General features: G+C 66.4%; 17 protein-coding genes. 8 read left to right on the forward strand and 9 right to left on the reverse strand.

Annotated features, from left to right (window positions below; translation table 11 throughout):
* Positions 1–2: 2 nt before the first annotated feature.
* Together ACZ50Q_RS25745 and ACZ50Q_RS25750 are read right to left on the reverse strand one after the other, a co-directional pair.
* Positions 3–923 carry a branched-chain amino acid ABC transporter permease gene (locus tag ACZ50Q_RS25745; protein ID WP_076518685.1) on the reverse strand — a complete coding sequence of 307 codons (921 nt, stop codon included), beginning with the start codon at positions 921–923 and terminating at the stop codon, positions 3–5.
* 184 nt (positions 924–1,107) lie between these two features.
* Complete coding sequence (locus ACZ50Q_RS25750; RefSeq protein ID WP_464079922.1) at positions 1,108–2,271, reverse strand: ABC transporter substrate-binding protein; 1,164 nt, start codon at positions 2,269–2,271, stop codon at positions 1,108–1,110.
* Positions 2,272–2,609: 338 nt separating this feature from the next.
* Between ACZ50Q_RS25750 and ACZ50Q_RS25755 the strand changes: the two genes are divergently transcribed.
* Together ACZ50Q_RS25755 and ACZ50Q_RS25760 are read left to right on the forward strand one after the other, a co-directional pair.
* Entirely contained in the window at positions 2,610–3,530 is a 921-nt protein-coding gene (locus ACZ50Q_RS25755; protein ID WP_464079923.1) for an alpha/beta hydrolase, read from the forward strand.
* Positions 3,523–4,017 carry a MarR family winged helix-turn-helix transcriptional regulator gene (locus ACZ50Q_RS25760; protein ID WP_092579889.1) on the forward strand — a complete coding sequence of 165 codons (495 nt, stop codon included), beginning with the start codon at positions 3,523–3,525 and terminating at the stop codon, positions 4,015–4,017. The genes ACZ50Q_RS25755 and ACZ50Q_RS25760 overlap by 8 nt, the downstream gene beginning before the upstream one ends.
* A 96-nt stretch (positions 4,018–4,113) precedes the next feature.
* Here ACZ50Q_RS25760 and ACZ50Q_RS25765 read toward each other — a convergent pair whose 3' ends face one another.
* Together ACZ50Q_RS25765 and ACZ50Q_RS25770 are read right to left on the reverse strand one after the other, a co-directional pair.
* Positions 4,114–5,661, reverse strand: coding sequence for a hypothetical protein (locus ACZ50Q_RS25765; protein ID WP_464079924.1), 1,548 nt, complete (start codon positions 5,659–5,661; stop codon positions 4,114–4,116).
* Entirely contained in the window at positions 5,633–5,866 is a 234-nt protein-coding gene (locus ACZ50Q_RS25770) for a hypothetical protein (protein WP_464079925.1), read from the reverse strand. The genes ACZ50Q_RS25765 and ACZ50Q_RS25770 overlap by 29 nt, the downstream gene beginning before the upstream one ends.
* Before the next feature lie 78 nt (positions 5,867–5,944).
* Between ACZ50Q_RS25770 and ACZ50Q_RS25775 the strand changes: the two genes are divergently transcribed.
* The 4 genes from ACZ50Q_RS25775 (at position 5,945) to ACZ50Q_RS25790 (ending at position 10,196) form a co-directional block, all read left to right on the forward strand.
* Positions 5,945–6,985: a hypothetical protein gene (locus ACZ50Q_RS25775; RefSeq protein ID WP_464079926.1), complete on the forward strand. Its 1,041-nt coding sequence runs from the start codon at positions 5,945–5,947 to the stop codon at positions 6,983–6,985.
* A 157-nt stretch (positions 6,986–7,142) separates the two neighbouring features.
* On the forward strand, positions 7,143–8,369 hold the full coding sequence (gene argJ / locus ACZ50Q_RS25780; RefSeq protein WP_464079927.1) for a bifunctional glutamate N-acetyltransferase/amino-acid acetyltransferase ArgJ: 1,227 nt from the start codon (positions 7,143–7,145) through the stop codon (positions 8,367–8,369).
* 5 nt (positions 8,370–8,374) lie between these two features.
* The gene (locus ACZ50Q_RS25785; protein WP_464079928.1) at positions 8,375–9,241 is read left to right on the forward strand and encodes an ATP-binding protein; all 867 of its coding nucleotides are present in this window, start codon (positions 8,375–8,377) and stop codon (positions 9,239–9,241) included.
* Positions 9,234–10,196 (forward strand): Nudix family hydrolase, encoded by a 963-nt coding sequence (locus ACZ50Q_RS25790; RefSeq protein ID WP_464079929.1) that lies wholly within the window; start codon positions 9,234–9,236, stop codon positions 10,194–10,196. The genes ACZ50Q_RS25785 and ACZ50Q_RS25790 overlap by 8 nt, the downstream gene beginning before the upstream one ends.
* A gap of 46 nt (positions 10,197–10,242) precedes the next feature.
* On the opposite strand, the gene ACZ50Q_RS25795 is transcribed toward ACZ50Q_RS25790, so the two are convergent.
* The 5 genes from ACZ50Q_RS25795 to ACZ50Q_RS25815 all read right to left on the reverse strand — a co-directional run bounded on the left by ACZ50Q_RS25795 (position 10,243) and on the right by ACZ50Q_RS25815 (position 14,563).
* Positions 10,243–10,986 carry a branched-chain amino acid ABC transporter ATP-binding protein gene (locus tag ACZ50Q_RS25795; protein ID WP_464079930.1) on the reverse strand — a complete coding sequence of 248 codons (744 nt, stop codon included), beginning with the start codon at positions 10,984–10,986 and terminating at the stop codon, positions 10,243–10,245.
* Position 10,987: 1 nt separating this feature from the next.
* Entirely contained in the window at positions 10,988–11,695 is a 708-nt protein-coding gene (locus ACZ50Q_RS25800) for an ABC transporter ATP-binding protein (protein ID WP_346518492.1), read from the reverse strand.
* Positions 11,696–11,705: 10 nt separating this feature from the next.
* Complete coding sequence (locus ACZ50Q_RS25805) at positions 11,706–12,587, reverse strand: branched-chain amino acid ABC transporter permease (RefSeq protein WP_464079931.1); 882 nt, start codon at positions 12,585–12,587, stop codon at positions 11,706–11,708.
* Positions 12,588–12,596: 9 nt separating this feature from the next.
* Positions 12,597–13,589 carry a branched-chain amino acid ABC transporter permease gene (locus ACZ50Q_RS25810; protein WP_346518490.1) on the reverse strand — a complete coding sequence of 331 codons (993 nt, stop codon included), beginning with the start codon at positions 13,587–13,589 and terminating at the stop codon, positions 12,597–12,599.
* Between the two features lie 89 nt (positions 13,590–13,678).
* Positions 13,679–14,563, reverse strand: a complete 885-nt coding sequence (locus tag ACZ50Q_RS25815) for a LysR family transcriptional regulator (protein WP_464082039.1) — start codon at positions 14,561–14,563, stop codon at positions 13,679–13,681.
* Positions 14,564–14,723: 160 nt separating this feature from the next.
* Here ACZ50Q_RS25815 and ACZ50Q_RS25820 point away from each other — a divergent pair, with 160 nt between their 5' ends.
* Positions 14,724–15,956 (forward strand): amino acid ABC transporter substrate-binding protein, encoded by a 1,233-nt coding sequence (locus ACZ50Q_RS25820; protein WP_464079932.1) that lies wholly within the window; start codon positions 14,724–14,726, stop codon positions 15,954–15,956.
* 62 nt (positions 15,957–16,018) lie between these two features.
* The gene (locus ACZ50Q_RS25825; RefSeq protein ID WP_464079933.1) at positions 16,019–17,437 is read left to right on the forward strand and encodes an amidase; all 1,419 of its coding nucleotides are present in this window, start codon (positions 16,019–16,021) and stop codon (positions 17,435–17,437) included.
* Positions 17,438–17,489: the final 52 nt, after the last annotated feature.

The raw sequence follows: 17,489 nt of genomic DNA on the forward strand, positions 1-17,489 counted from the left end.
GGTCAGCCCCGCGCCGGAAAGAGGCCAGAGGGCCGGAACACCAGCACTGCCGCCATCAATACGTAAATGGCGATGGCCGCGAGCGTCGGACCGACGCTGGAGGCCACGGCCGGAGAAAACACCTGGCGCAGCAGCATCGGCAGGAAGGCCCGTCCCGCGGTGTCGACCATGCCCACCAGCAGTGCGCCGACGAAGGCGCCGCGGATCGACCCGATGCCGCCGATGACGATGCACACCAGCACCAGGATCAGGATTTCCTCGCCCATGCCCACCTGCACCGAGGTGATCGGCCCCAGCAGCGCGCCGGCCACCGCGGCCAGCATGGCGCCCAGCACGAACACGCCCAGGAACAGCAGCGGCACGCGCACGCCCATCAGGGTGGCCATCTGGCGGTTGGAGGCGCCCGCGCGCACCAGCACGCCGGCGCGGGTCCGCGTCACGAACCAGTACAGGCCCACGGCCGCGGCCACGCCGAAGACGATGATCATCAGGCGGTAGGCGGGGTACATCAGGTCGGGCAGCAGGCGCACGGGGCCGGACAGCATCGCGGGCATGTTCAGCATGACCGGCGCCGGGCCCCAGATCATCTTGACCAGGTCATTGGCGATGAGGATGACGGCGTAGGTGCCCAGCACCTGGGCCAGGTGGTCGCGCAGCGCCAGGCGGCGTATCAGGGAGAGTTCCAGCACGACGCCCACCAGTCCGGTGGCGACCGCGGCCACCAGAACGGCGGCGGTGAACGAACCCGTGCGTTGCATCGTTTCGGCGGCGACATAGGCGCCTGCCATGTAGAGCGAGCCGTGAGCCAGATTCATGATGTCCATGATGCCGAACACCAGGGTCAGCCCGGCCGCGATCAGAAACAACATCAACCCAAACTGCAGACCGTTCAGCAATTGCTCGACGATCAGCGTAAACGTCATGAAAACATCCCCCTTGCCGCGCGTCGCCGAAGACGAGCGCCGGTCACCAAAGCCATCTGAATCTGCATCAGCGGCACATCACCCCCGCGCACGAGCCGCCGCCCCCAAGCGGGGTCGCGCGGATCCGGCTTTGCCGGTCCGCTGCGACGCCCCCTGGGGGGAAGCGCGCAGCGCTTCGGGGGGGTCACATCTTGCAGTCGCCGACGTAGACGTCCTGGTACTTGTCGAAGACCTTGCCCACCAGCTTGTTGGTGATGCGGCCGCTGCCGTCCTTTTCGACGACGCGCAGGTAGTAGGCCTGGATGGGGTAGTGGTTCTTGCCGTAGGTGAAGCTGCCGCGCACCGACGGGTAATCGGCCTTTTCGAGCGCCTTCACGATGGCGTCGCGGTCCGAGGCCTTGCCGCCGGCCTGCTTGACGGCCGCATCCATGGCCATGATCACGTCGTACGCCTGGGCGGCGTAGACCGACGGGTAGCGGCCGTTGTATTCCTTGCGGAAGGCGTCGACGAAGACCTTGTTCTGCGGCACGTCCAGGTCATGCGCCCATTGCGCCGTGTTGTACATGCCCAGCATGGGGTCGCCCACGGCCTGGATCACGTCTTCGTCGGCCGAAAAGCCCGGGCCGATCAGCTTGACGCTTTGCGACAGGCCGGCGGACACGAACTGCTTGACGAAGTTGATGCCCATGCCGCCCGGCAGGAAGATGTAGACGGCGTCCGGCTTGGCCGCACGGATCTGCGCGATTTCGGCGGCGTAGTCGATCTGGCCGAGCTTGGTGTAGACCTCGTCGCCCGGCGCGGTCTTGTAGCCGCGCTTGAAGCCGGTCAGCGCATCCTTGCCGGCCGGATAGTCCGGGGCCATGATGAACATCTTCTTGAAGCCGCGGTCGGCCGCGACCTTGCCCGCCGCTTCGTGGAAGGCGTCGTTCTGGTACGACGTGCCGAACCAGTAGTTGTTGCACTGCGCGCCGGCGAACTGGCTGGGGCCGGGGTTGTTGGACAGGTAGGGCACCTTGGCGGCGAACAGCGCCGGGCCGACGGCCAGGGCCACGTTCGAGCCGATGGGGCCCGTGAAGAAATCGACTTTCTCGCGCTGGATGTAGCGCGTGACCAGTTGGCGGGCCTGATCCGGATTGCCGCCCATGTCGGTCTGGAGGAATTCCGCGGGCTGTCCGCCCAGCTTGCCGCCCAACTGCTTGATGGCCAGGTTGAAGCCGTCGCGGGCCTCGGCGCCCAGCGCCGAGAACGGGCCCGAAATGTCGTTGGCGATGCCGACCTTGATGGTATCGGCGCAGGCCATTGCCGGAACCAGGGCGGCGGCAGCCAGGAAGGAAGTGATCAAACGCATGGTGGTGTGCTCCGTGCGCGAGCCCGCGCAGAGGGTGTTCTTTTTGAAGGTGCGATGCGAACGACTTCTATGCCCGGCCGGCCGGCGCCTTTGCGCCGCCGTCAGGCCGGTGCGGGCAAGGTACTTTGCCTGCAACGCCGCGGTCCCGTCATGCAGCAGGGGGAACGCTGGCGTGGTTCATAGTTTAGGTTTAAAGTATTCGGCAAAACAAGTCTAGGGTTTTTACCGAAGGGTTTTTACTAACGGTCTTTGGTCCGAGATTTCTGGTCCAAACGCGTTAATGTGCAAGCCTTCCCCGGCAACCCCAGCCCGCGAGCCCGAACCACGAACCTACCGCCATGGTCACTCTCTACCGCAACTACGACCGCGCCGAACTGGACGTCCAGTACAACGCTCGCGCGACAGTACCCGACATCCAGCCGATACTCAAGAAATACGCCGACGACAGCGCCACCGCGCGCCGCACGCTGGACTGCGCGCTGGACGTGCCGTTCGGCGATCATCCCGACGAGCTGCTGGACATATTTCCAGCCGCGGGCGGCGCGCCCGGCAAGCCCGGCGCGCCCGTCTTCGTGTTCATCCACGGCGGCTACTGGCGGCTCCTCTCCAAAAACGAATCCAGCGGCATGGCGCCGGCATTCACGCAGGCGGGCGCCGTGGTCGTGTCGGTGAATTATTCGCTGGCGCCGGCCGTTACCCTGGACCGCATCGTGGACCAGAACCGGCGCGCGCTGGCCTGGGTGTACCGCCACATCGCCGAATACGGCGGCGACCCGGCGCGCATCCACGTTTGCGGCAGCTCGGCGGGCGGCCACCTGGTCGGCGCGCTGCTGGCCGGCGGCTGGCATGCCAGCTACGACGTCCCCCCCGGCGTGGTCCGCGGCGCGGCGCCCCTGTCGGGCCTGTTCGACCTGCGCCCGCTGGTGCATACCCACATCAACGAATGGATGCGCATGAGCGAGGCGGACGCCATCCGCAACAGCCCGGCGCTGCACTTGCCGCCAAATGGCTGCCCGCTGATCGTCAGCTACGGCGAATCCGAGACCGACGAATTCAAGCGCCAGAGCGACGATTATCTCGCCGCATGGCGCGAGCGCGGCTTTCCCGGCAGGTATGTCCCGATGCCAGGCACCAACCATTTTGATATCGTCCTGACGCTCAACGATCCGACCAGCCCGCTGACCCTGGCCATCTTCGAACAGATGGGTCTGGCGCCCTCCAGCCCACGCATTCCCGGTAATCTTCCGAGCCATGACTGACACTCCCGACCTGGAATCGCGCGCCGCGCCCGACGACCACCACGCGCTGCGCCTGTGGCTGCGCATGCTGACCTGCGCCAATCTCATCGAAGGCGAGATCCGCAGCCGCCTGCGCAACGAATTCGACACCACCCTCCCCCGCTTCGACCTGATGGCGCAATTGCAGCGCGCACCCAAAGGCATGAAGATGGGCGAGCTGTCGCGCCACATGATGGTGACCAACGGCAATATCACCGGCATTACCGACCAGCTGGAAAAGGAAGGCCTGGTGGTGCGGACCAAGGTGGAGTCCGACCGCCGCAGCTCGCTGATCAAGTTGACGCCGCAAGGCAAGAAGAGCTTCGCGCGCATGGCGCGGGCCCATGAAAACTGGGTCAAATCCATGTTCGCCGACCTGCCCGAGGGCAGCCGCAACGCCTTGTTCCAGGCGCTGGGCGAACTGAAGCTGCAGGTGGTCGCCACCCGGTCGAAATCCGACAAGGAGTGATCGCGGCGCGGGGCCGGATGCTGGATGCCGGATGCCGCATGCGCCGGGCCGCCGGCCGCCGGCGGCTTGCGCCCCGCGGCCGGCCCGGCGCGTCGATCATGCCGCCCGCTGAAAGCCGATATCGTCGCCAATGACGGTGGTGGGGCCGATGGGCAGCGGCTCCGGATTGGCGATATTGAGCTTCTTGAACTCGATCTTGTCCTTCCAGACCTTGCGCAGAAAGTCCTCGAAGGCCTGGATCGTCAGTTGCTCGCCGGGGCAACGGCGGTATCCAAAGCCAAAGGGCGCGAAGCCCGCGTAGTCACAGACCGGCATCGGCTTGCCATCCGCGACCCCGAAAACCGTCCCAAACCCGCTGTTGTCCAGCGACACCGCGCGGCCGTCCTTGACCTTGAACGACGTCAGATCGAAGGGACACTTGGCAAAGCCGATCTGCTTGGCCCGCGCCTCGTCGATGTCCGAACTGGTGGGCGCGGTCGCATACCGCGAGGGATCGAATTTGTCGGGGTTCGTCCAATGCACCGGGTCGAGGCTTGTCGACGTATGCGGACTGACGATGTAACCGTGCCGATCGAACTGCGGCGTCCGCGTTTCACCCAGCGCGGAAATGCTGCCGCCATTCGGGGAAATCAGCCTGAAAAGCTCCATCACGAATGCCTCGAGCGGGGCGAACGGCGCGCCCCGCGCATTGTCGGGCTCGCCCTGCATCACCTTGCCGAAGGCGGTCTTGACGGTCGGGTCTCCGACATCGGCAGCGAGCCGGAGCATGATGTTGTAAAGGGTATTGCCCCACTGGCTGAACGCGACGAAATTGTGGAAGCACTCGAAAACCACGTCTTTGCGATTGAAGTAGGGACTGTCCTCGCCGTTCTTCATCCAGTACCAGGCGAATGTCTTTTCCGGCGCTTTCGTCTTGCCTGACGCGATATCGGCCAGTCGTTCGTCGATCCACGCTTTCAGGAAGTCCAGGTGCGAACGCACCGTCATGTAATTCTCGTAGACGATGCGCTGCGTGGGATCGCGATAGGCCAGGACCGTATTGAAGCTTTCGCCTATCTGGCGAACGCGCTGGGGGATCTGGTCGTGCGAGACGCCAAGGTGCAGGTCCCAATACAGGTCCCAGAACGAGTCCAGGTATTTGCGCATCAAGGGCCGCCCCGCATTGGAGTCGGACAGGAAGCCGTCGAAAAAGCCCTTGACCTTGTCGCCGTATTTTTCGCGGTAGAGATCGGGGGTCACCGCCGACATGTAGATGCGCTTGCGACGATTGTCGGGACCTCGCTTCTCCAGCCCCTGCAGAAATACCGTCACGCCATCGGCGGGCGCCGGCCGCCAGGTCTGGCTCAAGAGCCCCCACAGATCGTTCGGCAGCGCGTTCTCCTTGGAAAGCGCAAGATCGATCATGGGAAGAAACGACCGCTCGCCCTCGAAAACGCTGACCAGGAAATGCGGGATGATGACGTTTTCCACGTAGGCGGGTTCGAAGTCCTTCATGAATTGCGCACGCAGGCGGGCTGCGGTGGCCGCCAGTTCTCCGGGGGCAGGCGGTGCATTGACGGGGGTTTCGTAGTGCGCCAGGACCGGCCGCGCGGATAGCGCTGCAACGGATGTGGCACTACCGGTCAGGAAAGTTCTGCGCTTCATCGACATTCTCCTTGTTGGAGGCAGGCGCCATGCCGTGGCCACCGCGGCGTTGACGAAATAGCGAGAACAGCTCCTGCACGTGCGCAGGCCGTGGCGATTTTTGTTGTAGATCTTTCCCGTACACCGGACAAGCCTTCTTCGCGCCGTGCCGCGGCACGACGCGGTGCAGCATCAGGCGCGCCGAATCCGGTTCCGGCAGGGTCACGGACAGCCTGCGCAAAGCGGGCGCGGCGCGCGCGCAGGCGTGCGGCGGATGGGCCGGTAATGCCGCATAATTGCCGCCATGATTCCGGTTTCCTTACCTGGCGGTAATTTCTACGTGCTGATGGCGGTCTCGCTGGCCTGCCTCTCCACGCTGCTGACCTGGCTGGCCGTGTTGGCCACCTCGCGCGGCGCGCGCGAATGGCTGGCCGACCACCGGCGCGCGGGCCCCCTGCTGATGGCCCTGCTGGCCGTCGTCGGCGCCCTCTTTCCCTATCAGCAATTCAGCCAGTGGTTCGCGGCCCGGCAAGACGCGCAGGCCGACGACGCCCGCAAGACGGTGCTGGCCCAGCCCACGCAACTGGCGGGGGTGGAAATGCCCGCCGGCACCACGCTGCGCCTGGGCGCGCCGGGCGACCTGGCCTCGTTCGACCGGGCGGTCTTTCCCGACGCCCATCCCGCGCTGATCCAGGGCGTCGCGGCCACGCGGCTGTTCCGCTACCCCGCCACCGCCAAGCAGCCCGAAACGCTGTCGGCCGAGATCGCCCGCGACCAGGCGCTGGAGGGCTGGCTCTGCGCCCACGGCCATCGCATCGAATTCGTGCTGCATGACGGCCATCCCCAGTTCTCCAGCTGCCACCTCGCCGTCGGCAATACGCTGGACCAGCAGCCGGTGCCCGCCGGCGCCTGGCTGAAAGTCGAGGCGGCCGCCCGCGGCACCCCGATAGACAAGACCGGCACGGCCCCGCGCTGGCTGCTGCGCACCGAGGGCAGCGATTCCATGACGGTGGCGCAGATTCCGCTGCTGAAGGTCGACCTGCAACTGGACGGCCAGCGCCGGATGCTGGGATTCGAAGGTCTCGCGGCTCGCGACACCGTGCTGGGCGAGATGACCTATCCGCCCGGCACGCGCGTGCTGGCGGCCAGCCCCCGCCTGCAGGGCGCGCAGCCGGGCGACCTGCTGTTCTCGCCCTCGCGCGGGCGCTCGGCGCGCCGTGCCGGCGGCGAAGACGTTCCGGCGGGCAAGTCCGTGCTCCAGGCGCCCGACGGCACGGTGCGCAGCGTGCTGAGCAACCGGGAAGCCGGGGTGCTGGACGTGGCCGCGATGCGCATCGGCCCCTGACGCGGCCATCGGCCCGCACGCGGGCCGGACGCGGCTCCCCTCGGGTTGCCGAGGGGGCCGGCCCCCGCCCCCGGATCCGGTGGGATAATACGAAGCTTTCCCGCACGCCGCCGTGCCTGGCGGCGGTTCCGTCCCGCTCACTCCAAGAGACGAAGTCATGGCCGTTAATCTGCAGATCCCCTCCGAGTCCGAAATTTTTCCTGTTGCCGGCGTAGAAATCGGCGTCACCGAGGCCGGCATCCGCAAGGCCAACCGGCGCGACCTGACGGTGTTCCGCCTGGCCGAAGGCACCAGCGTGGCGGGCGTCTTCACGCGCAACCGCTTCTGCGCCGCCCCCGTGCAGGTCTGCCAGGCCCACCTGGCCGCCGGCGGCCCGATCAGCGCGCTGGTCATCAACACGGGCAACGCCAACGCCGGCACCGGCGAAGAGGGCCTGCAAAAGGCCAAGGACACCTGCGACGCGCTGGGCAAGCTGCTGGGCGTGCCGGCCGCGCAGATCCTGCCGTTCTCCACCGGCGTCATCCTGGAACCGCTGCCCCTGGACCGCCTGGTCGCCGGCCTGCCCGCCGCCATCGCCGACCTGGCCGCCGACCACTGGTCCAGCGCCGCCCACGGCATCATGACCACCGACACGCTGCCCAAGATCTCCTCGGCCCAGGTCCAGATCGGCGGCAAGACGGTCACCTTCACCGGCATCAGCAAGGGCGCCGGCATGATCCGGCCCAACATGGCCACCATGCTGAGCTTCCTGGCCACCGACGCCGGCATCGCCCAGCCCCTGCTGCGCAAGCTGGCCGTGGAAATCGCCGACGCCTCGTTCAACCGCATTACGGTCGATGGCGACACCTCCACCAATGACTCCTTCATCATCGCCGCCACCGGCAAGTCGGGCGTCAACATCGACAGCGAATCGGATGCCGCCTACGCCGCCGTGCGCGAAGCCCTGACGGCCGCCGCGCTGGATCTGGCCACCAAGATCGTGCGCGACGCCGAAGGCGCCACCAAGTTCATGACCATCCGCGTCGAAGAAGCCGGCACCACCGAAGAGGCCCTGAAGGTCGCGTACGCCGTGGCGCACTCGCCGCTGGTCAAGACCGCCTTCTTTGCCTCGGACCCCAACCTGGGCCGCATCCTGGCCGCCGTCGGCTACGCCGGCATCGACGACCTGGACGTGTCCAACATCCGCCTGTGGCTGGACGACGTGCTGGTGGCCAAGAACGGCGGCCGCAACCCCGACTACCAGGAAGCCGACGGCCAGCGCGTCATGAAGCAGGCCGAGATCTCGGTGCGCATCGCGCTGGGCCGCGGCCAGGTGAGCGACACCGTCTACACCTGCGACTTCTCCCACGAATACGTGTCGATCAACGCCGACTACCGCTCCTGATCGACATGACGGCCACCGAGTTCACCACCCTCATCCAGCGCGCCGAGCGCGTGCTGGCGCAACTGGAAGCCTTCCTGCCGCCGGCCCCGCCCGAGATCGACTGGACGGCCCACGCGTTCCGCTGGCGCAAGCGCGGCGCGCGCGGCTGGCTGGACGCCGTGCGCCACGTGGCGCGCATCGACATGCAGGACCTGCAGCACATCGAGCGCCAGAAGGCCACCATCGACCGCAACACGCTGCAGTTCCTTGAAAAGAAGCCCGCCAATAACGTGCTCATGACCGGCGCGCGCGGCACGGGCAAGAGTTCGCTGGTCAAGGCCATGCTGGCCGCCTACGGCGACCGCGGCTTGCGCCTGATCGAAGTCGACAAGTCCGACCTCGGCGACCTGGCCGACATCGTCGAACTGGTCGCCGCGCGGCCCGAGCGCTTCATCGTGTTCTGCGACGACCTGTCGTTCGAGGAAGGCGAGCCCGGCTACAAGGCGCTCAAGTCGGTGCTGGACGGCTCGGTGTCGGCCTCGGGCGACAACGTGCTGATCTACGCCACGTCCAACCGGCGCCACCTGATGCCGGAATACATGAGCGAAAACCTGCAGGCCAAGCACCAGCCCGACGGCGAGATCCACCCCGGCGAAACCGTCGAGGAAAAAATCTCGCTGTCCGAGCGCTTCGGCCTGTGGCTGTCGTTCTATCCGTTCAAGCAGGACGACTACCTGGACATCGTGTACCACTGGCTGCGCGAACTGGGCTGCCCCGAGGCGCACATCGAGCCGTCGCGCACCGAGGCGCTGCAATGGACGATCGAGCGCGGCTCGCGCTCGGGCCGCGTGGCCTATCAATTCGCGCGCGACTGGGCGGCCCGCCATGTCTGAGAAGATCGTCGACGTCGCCGCCGGCCTGATCCTGCGCCCCGACGGCAAGCTGCTGCTGGGCCAGCGCCCCGAAGGCAAGCCCTGGTCGGGCTGGTGGGAGCTGCCCGGCGGCAAGCTCGAACCCGGCGAAACGGTGCTGCAGGCGCTGGCGCGCGAACTGCAGGAAGAAATCGGCATCCGCGTCACGCAATCGCGCCCCTGGGTCACCTATGTCCACGCCTACCCGCACACCACCGTGCGGCTGGCGTTCTGCCACGTGACCGGCTGGGAAGGCGACCCGCAAAGCCTGGAGAACCAGCGCCTGGAGTGGGTGGACCCCGCCAACGCGGCATCGGTGGGAGATCTGTTGCCCGCCACCCTTCCTCCGCTGCGCTGGCTGCAGTTGCCCACCACCTACGGCATCAGCGCCATCGGCTCGCGCGCGGGCATCGCGCCGTTCCTGGGCCGGCTTGACGCGGCGCTGGCTCGCGGCGTGCGGCTGGTGCAGTTCCGCGAGCCGCAATGGCCGGACGGCGTGGGCGCCAGCTCGCTGCACGAAGTGCTGCAACAGGTGCTGAAACGCTGCCGCGCCGCCGGCGCGCGCGTGCTGGTCAACAGCATCCATCCCGTCGCCTGGTGGAATGAGGCCGACGGCGTGCACCTGCGCACGGCGGACGCCCTGCGCCTGTCCGCGCGTCCCGAACTGCCCAAGACCGCCCTGGTCGGCGTGTCCGCGCACGACAACGCGCAGGTGGTCCATGCCCGCGAACTGGGCGCGGACTTCGCCGTGCTCGGCCCCGTGCTGGATACGCCCAGCCATCCCGGCGCGCCGACCCTGGGCTGGGACGGTTTCGTCGAAGGCAACCGCGACGCCGGCATTCCGGTGTTCGCGCTGGGCGGGCAATCCACGCAGACGGTTTCGCAGGCGCTGCGGCACGGCGCGCACGGCATCGCCGGAATACGCGGCGTCATCTGATGCCGTTTCCGGCAGGGCGGGCGCCGCGCGTCCCGCCCGCCTTGCTTCAGTCGATCTTGTAGTCCATCCACGAGGCGACCATCTCGCGCAGGCCGCCGCCCTCTTCCGCGAACGCCTCGCGCGAGCCTTCCGCCTTGTTGCGCCCCAGTTCCAGGATGTACATGTAGTCGGACACTTCGGCGCAGCGCCGCACGTTCTGGTCCACCAGAACCACGGTCATGCCTTCGTCGGCAAAGCCGCGGATCAGCGCATAGATCTCCTTGGAGATCTTGGGCGCCAGCATCGCCGTGGGTTCATCAAGCAGGATCACCGAGGGCTCGATGAGCAGCGCCCGGCCGAATTCGACAAAACGCTGCTGGCCGCCGCTCATGCTGGACACGGGATCGTCGCGCTTCTGCGCCAGGATGGGAAAGCGGTCATAGACCGAATCGATGCGCCGGCGCACGCGCGCCTTGTCGCCACGAAACGGCCAGCAGCCCAGCAGCAGGTTGTCGTGCACGGACAGTTCGCCGAACAGGCTGCGATGCTGCGGGACGAAAGCCACGCCGTGGTTGGCGCGCTCATGCGAGGGCTGCGCGCTGATGTCCTTGCCGCGCAGGGTGATGCGGCCGGTGCGCGGCGGCAGAAAGCCGAACAGGGTCTTGAGCACCGTGGACTTGCCGGCGCCGTTGGGGCCGATCACGCCGGTGACCTTGCCCTCGCGCGCCTGGACGTTGATGCGGTTCAAGATGGTGATGTCGCCGTGATAGGCGACGGTCACGTCTTCCAGCGCGAGTATCGCGGTGTTCATGTCAGGCTCCCAGATAGGCTTCGACCACCCGCGGGTCGGCGCGCACGTGATCGGCGTTGCCCTGGCTCAGGATGGCGCCTTCGTTCATGACGATGATGTGGTGGGACAGCTGATAGATGGATGTGAGGTCGTGCGACACCAGCACCACCGAACAATCGTGCTCGGTCGGCAGTTCGCGGATGACCGAGATCAGAAGCTGCGCGAGCGCCGGGTTGACGCCCGCGAACGGCTCGTCCAGCAGCACGACCTTGGGCCGCGCGACCATGATCCGCGCCAGCTCCACCAGCTTTTGCTGGCCGCCCGAGAGTTCCTCGGCATAGTTGTGCCGCAGACGGTGCAGTTCCACCTTGTGCAGCCAGTATTCGGATTGCGCGTAGCGCTCTTCGGCGCCGCGGCCAGTCTGCTGCTGGGCGACCTCCAGATTGTCCAGCAGCGTCAGCTGGCGGAATATGCGGGGCACCTGGAAGGTGCGTCCAACGCCGAGCCGGGCCACCTCGTGGATCTGGCGCCCGCCAATCTCTTTGCCGTCGAGCTCGATGCTGCCTTCGTCCGGGGTGTAGATGCCGTTGATGCAGTTGAGCATCGTGGTCTTGCCCGACCCGTTCATGCCGATGATGCCGAGGATCGAGCCCCGCGGCACGTGCATGTCCACGCCTTGCAGCGCCACCAGGCCGCCGAAGCGCTTCTTGAGATTCGTGACTTTCAGCATGCGCGTTCCCCTAGCGCAGGGCCTGGCGGCCGAACAGGCCGCTGGGCCGGAAGAAGATCATGGCTACCATCAGCGCAAAACCGCAGATGGTGGCGATGGAGGGATTGAAGAACACCACCGACACCTGCTCGGTGACGCCGAACAGCAGCGCGCCCACGAGGGCTCCCACCGGATGCCCCAGCCCGCCCAGCACGATGACGATGAAGCCGATCAGCGTGTAGTCGTTGCCCATGAAGGGCGAGAATGCGGGAAACACCATGGCGACCAGCACGCCGCTGGCCGCGGCCAGGCCCACGCCCAGGCCGAAAGCCACGGCCGACAGGCGCTCGGCGTTGATGCCCACGATGCGGACCGCATCGCGGTTCATGATGATGGCGCGCAGCGCGCGGCCCAGTTGCGTGCGGTACAGGAACACCGTCAGCGCCGCGATGATCGCCAGCGCAATGACCAGCGCCACCAGGCGCACCGTGGGGATCAGCACCGGACCGAACTTCAGGAAGACGGGCTCGATCTCATAAGGCAGCGAGCGGGCATCGGCATCGAACGCCAGCAGCATCAGCGCGCCCAGCATGATCGACACGCCGAACATCAGCAGCAGCGAGCTGATCTCGGGGTCGTCCGCCTTGGAAAGCCTGGGGATCAGCACGAAATAAAGCAGGTAGCCGGCCAGGAAGAACGCGGCGAACGCCAGCGGCAGCGCCACCAGCGGATTGACGCCCGCGTACTCCAGCAGAAAGAAGGCGAAATAGGCGCCCAGCACCAGGAACTCGCCATGCGCGAAATTGACCACGCGCAGCACGCCGAAGACGACGTTGAGTCCCACGCCGATCAGGCCGTAGATGGCCCCCAGGATCAGGCCGTTGATCAGGCCTTGGATAAGCAGTCCGGTCATGGCGGTTCCTCAGGCGATGTAGCGGCGCAATTGCGGCTTGCGTTTGATCAGGCTGCCCACGATGCCGCGCGGCAGGAACAGCATCAGCAACACGATGATGAGGCCCAGCAGCAGCAGGTTCACCACGGGGAATTTCTGCCAGATCAGGTGGTCGACGCCCAGCAGCGCCAGCGTCCCGACCACGGGCCCGAGGATGGTGCCGAAGCCGCCCGCCATGGCATAGATGATGCTCTTTGCCGTGATCAGCACGTGGAAGGCGTACTCCGGGTCGACGACGTTGGTGTACCAGGCCTCGATGCCGCCGGCCAGCGCCGGGAACAGGGCGGCCAGCAGCCAGGCCTTCAGGCGGGTATTGGGAACGTGGATGCCCACGCACGCGGCCGCGCCGTCGTCATCGCGAATGGCCTTGAGCGCGCGGCCCAGCCGCGACACGGAGAGCCAGGTAACGGTGGCCAGCGTCGCGCCCATGACGATCAGCATCGCGTAATAGCTGTGCGTGGGATTGTTGGCGTTGGACAGGATGATGCCCATGCTGCCGCCCGTGAACGACTGCGGCAGGTTGGAAATGACCAGCTTGACGATGGTGGCGAGCGCCAGGCTCACGATCCCGAAATACACACCGCGCAGGCGTAGCGTCGGCGCCAGCAGCAGCGCGATCGCCACGCCAGTCCCGCCTGCTGCGAGCAGCGACGGCAGGATGGGCCAGCCCAGGATTTTGTAGCAGATGCCGGTGGCGTAGGAGCCCACGCCGTAGAACACCACGTATCCGAACGGCAGATAGCCGGTGAATCCCACGCAGATGTTCATGGCGCTGGCCATGGTGATCCACAGCATCAGGTAGAACGCGAACGAGATGTTCGAGGTCGCCATGGGAATCACGGCCAGGCCAGCCGCCAGAGCGGCAAAGAGGGTCACTGCGATGCGGGTGCGCAACCGCACTGCGCGCAGATCCTGCGCGCGATGCGAAGCCGCGCCCGCCGCCAGGGCGGGACTGCTGCTCATGATGTCTTCCTCCGGGCCGTCTCGGGGTGGATGGCCGCTCTATTTGGAGGCGATTATGAACAGTTCAAACCATAACTGCAAGTTAAGGATTAACCCTTATCGGCAGCAGGAAATGCCTCCGCCAGAACCTCGCGCAGCTCCTTGATGAACTGCATGGCGATCTGCGACGGTTCCCGGTTGCTGGCATAGACGGCCGAGATATTCAGGGGAATGCACTCCTGCAGCGGCACGATCACGACATCCGGCATGGTGTTTTGCATGACCGTGAATTCATCCACGATGGCGATGCCCACCCCGGCATTGACCAGCGCGCACGCAAGCTGACTCCACGGGACATCGGCGCACATCCTGCAGGGCAACCCGGCCTGCTCGAAAGCGCCCAGCACCAGCATGCCGAACGGCATGCGAGTTCCGACCACGATATGAGGATGCGGCGAGAGATCCGCCAGGCTGACGGAATCCCGGCCCGCCAGCGGGTGGGCCTTGGGAATGGCCGCCACCATGCGCCCTACATGCAGAGGCTGGGAGGTCAGGAAGGGATGATCGGCCTGCATCACCACCAGCCCCAGCTCGGCTTCGCCCTGCAGCACATCGGTGATCAGGCTGGGCAGGACCGAGGTGTTCAGGCGCAGCAGCAGTTCGGGATGCTGCTGCTGGAAACGGGCCACGGCGCGAGGCACCAGAAACTGCGCCAGGCTGGGAATGGAGGCCAGGCGCAGCACGCCCGTGCCGTGCTCGGACAACGCATCGGCAAGGTCGTTGACCCGCTGCATCATGCGCTGGGTTTTCTCGATTTCCTCAAACAGGCTATGCACTTGCGGGGTTGGACGAAGCCGCCCGCGAACCCGCTCGAACAGCGTCACGGCCATGGCTTTTTCGGTGTGGGCCAACATCCGGCTGACCGCCGGCTGCGAAATATTCAAGAGACGGGCCGCACCACTGATCGAGCCGGCCATGACGATGGCCCACAGCATTTCGGTCTGACGATAGTTCAATTTATTCAAGGCGTGCGCTCCATGCCTATTTGTTATACGCTGTGTCGCGTATTGGGCAATTATTGCCCAATACCGGGTTATCGATCCCTGCTACGCGGCAGGAAGAGGGCCCAGAATCTATAACGATTGGAGACATCCCATGTACGTTAAATCCTGGTTGTTCCGTTTGCCGGCACTGGCCATGGCCATCGCCGTCCTGGCCCCCGCCACGGGCGCCGCCCAGAACTCGGACAAGATCCGCGTGGGCATGACCGTCTCGTCCACCGGCAGCTTCGCTCTCGCGTCGCAATCCGGCGTGCGCGGCGTGGAGCTGTGGGTGGACGACGTCAACCGCCGCGGCGGCATCGACATCAAGGGCAGGAAATACCCCGTCGAGCTGGTCAAGCTGGATGACCGCAGCGACAAGCAGATGGTCACCCGCGTCTACGAACGCCTGATTGTCGATGAAAAAGTCGATCTGGTGTTTGCGCCCTTCGGCTCCACGCTGACGGCTGCGGCCGCCACGGTGACCGAACGGCTGGGCAAGTACATGATGGTGTGGTCGGCCGCCAGCGACGATCTCTACAAGCAGGGTTTCAAAAACATGGTGTCCGGCACCCAGATGCCGGTGTCCGCCATGCTGCGCGCCAACATGGAACTGGCTGCCAACCAGGGCGTCAAGAAAGTGGCGCTGCTGTATTCCGACGAACCGTTCCCGGCGGGCCTGGCCGAAGGCGGCCGCGAACAGGCGACCAAGAACGGCATGCAGGTCGTGATGTTCGAGAAGTACCCAAAGGGCCAGAAGGACTTCAGCACGATCCTGCAGAAGGCGCGCGCGGCGGGCGCCGAGGCTTTGGTGCCGACGTCCTATGAGGGCGACCTGATCAGCATGACGCGCCAGATGAAGCAGCTGGACATCAACTTCCCGTACGTCTTCATGGTGTACGCGTCGACGCCCCAGTTCCAGGCCATTGGCGCAGACGCCAACTACATCTACAGCCATACCAACTATCACCCGGCGATCAACTGGAACGTGAACGCGGGCATGAGCCGCGAGCAGTTCGCGGCTGCCTACGACCAGCGCTTCCCCAAGGCCGAGTTCCCGCCCGATTTCCAGACGGCCCTGGCCTACGGCGCGGGCGCGATCACGGAAGAGGTCGTGAAGAAGGCCGCCACCACGGACGCCGCGGCGCTCAAGCAGGCGTCGCTGGACCTGTCGGGCAAGCTCACGGTCATGGCCGGCCCCTATGCCATCGACGACACCGGCAAGCAACTGCTGATGCCGTTCCCGGTGGTGCAACTGCTGCCCGGCAAGGGCATGGTGCCCGTATGGCCGGCGGACGTCGCTACCGCGAAACCTGTTTACCCCACCCCTGACTGGAACAAGCGCTAGCAGCACGTAGCGCAGCCGGCCGTGCGCCGCATGCGCGGCCGGCACATCAACCCGAGGAAAACATGTCTGAAATTGCATTTGCCACGCTGGGCGAACTGGCGGACGGCCTGGCCAAGGGCCTCTACAGCTCGGTGGAATTGACGCGCCACTTCCTGGACCGCATCGACCAGGCGAATCCTGCGCTGGGCGCTTATGTCAGCGTGGACAGCGCCGGGGCCCTGCGCCTGGCCGAGGCCGCCGATGCGCGCCGCCGCGCCGGGTACGGCCTGCTCAGCCCGCTGGACGGCGTGCCGGTGGCGGTGAAGGATCTGTGCGAGATCCAGGGCCAGGTCACCACGGCCGGATCCGAGGCCTGGCGCGATCGCCGCAGCGGCGTGACCTCGACCGCCGTCGCGCGCCTGCTGGATGCGGGCATGGTGATATTGGGCAAGACCCACATGGTCGAATTCGCATTCGGCGGCTGGGGCACGAACCCCGTCATGGGCACGCCGCGCAATCCCTGGGATCTGCGGCAGCGGCGTGTTCCGGGCGGCTCGTCCAGCGGATCCGGCGTAGCCGTGGCTGCTGGACTGGCGCCCGCCGCGCTGGGTTCGGACACGGGCGGTTCGGTGCGGATACCCGCGGCCCTGAACGGCGTTACCGGACTCAAGACGACGCGCGGGCTGATCAGCCTGCACGGGGCGGTGGCGCTGTCGACCACGCTGGACACCATCGGCCCGCTGACGCGCGACACCCGCGACGCGATGCTGCTTACCGCCCTGATGGCGGGCCCCGACGCGCACGATCCGCTGACGCTGGGGATACCTGCCTTCCGGTACCGCGAACTCGCCAATGGCGCGCAACCGCTGCGTGGCGTGCGCATTGCGCTGATGCCCTCATCCCAGCATCCAATCGCCGTGGACGCCGACGCGCTGTCCGCGCTGGACGACGCGCGCCGCGTGCTGGCCGGCCTGGGTGCCGATGTGTCCGAGACGCCCTTCCCCTTCGATTTCCGCGAGATGATGCAGCGCAACGGCCAGATCATCGCCGCCGAGGCCTATGCCGTCCACCGCGGCTACATCGAAGATTCCGCCCAGCCCATCGGCCAGTACGTGCGCGCCCGCGTGCTGTCGGGCAAGGGCCTGTCGGCCGCGGACTACATCGCCGCGCTGCAGGCGCACGCGCAGGCGCGCCGGGATTGGCTGGACTGGATGAGTGATTTCGACGCGGTGCTCACCCCCAGCGCGCCCTTCGGCGCGCGCAGGCTGGAAGAGGTCGACGAGGCGGCCACGCCGCTGGCCGCCTTCACGCGCGCCGGCAACTACGTCAATGCATCCGGCCTGGCCCTGCCCGCGGGTTTCACCGCTAACGGCCTGCCGCTGGGCGTGCAATTGCTGGGCAAGCCCAATGACGAAGGCGTGCTCGGCAGGATCGGCATGGCGTTCCAGGCCGTGACCGACTGGCACCGCCAGCGGCCGGACTTGAAGGCGGTCGGACTGTAGGACGGCGCGGATCGCACGGCCGGCGGCCTGGCGTCAGCGCATCGGGATGCCC

The sequence above is a fragment of the Achromobacter sp. T5-5 genome, from assembly GCF_055397965.1.